1 protein-coding gene is annotated in these 557 nt (G+C 45.4%); it reads left to right on the plus strand.

Translation table 11 applies throughout. The features are described from left to right. A partial coding sequence (locus B4U49_RS00300) for a hypothetical protein (protein ID WP_078082633.1) occupies positions 1–514 on the plus strand: 514 nt, incomplete at its 5' end. Positions 515–557: the final 43 nt, after the last annotated feature.

A 557-nucleotide genomic window follows, 5' to 3' on the forward strand; every position in this document is an offset into this window, starting at 1 on the left:
AGCCGCCCCTGCTGTGGGCGTTATGTTTCTTAAAGTAATGAGCAAATCACTAGATAGAATTGCATTTGAATACTGGGCAGGAGTTGGCTCAAAGGCTGATATTGAATCCTGGGCTGAGAGCGAACTCAGGAAAGATGAGCCCCATCCTGATGCTTGTGAAATGTTTCAACTGTCTGAAGATGAAGCAAAAAAACAATCTCTCAGGCTAGCCGAAGAAATATTCAAATTTAAGCCCATTTCAGAGAAGGGGGAGACGTGGGCAAAGGGGCTATTGAAGCAATATTGTGAAAAATTACTAAATGAAGAAATAGCCCCTTATGAGTTCTGTCGACTGGTTCAGCTGTTTGATGCTAGCTTTCTAGGTATGCGCACGTTAGATGATGGTTCGCTAGAATATCCTGATTGGCTTGGTGATCTTTGGAATAACTGTGATTGGTGTGATGAAACTTGGACATGCTCTAACTCGCCACACTTGATTGAGGAAACCCGCAAGGTTCTGCGCGGTGAAACATAACAAGCGCAAGCAGAATACTCCGGCCCTTCGGGCCTCCGCGGGA

Source organism: Microbulbifer mangrovi (assembly GCF_002009015.1).
In the GTDB taxonomy this organism is placed as follows: Bacteria; Pseudomonadota; Gammaproteobacteria; order Pseudomonadales; family Cellvibrionaceae; genus Microbulbifer; species Microbulbifer mangrovi.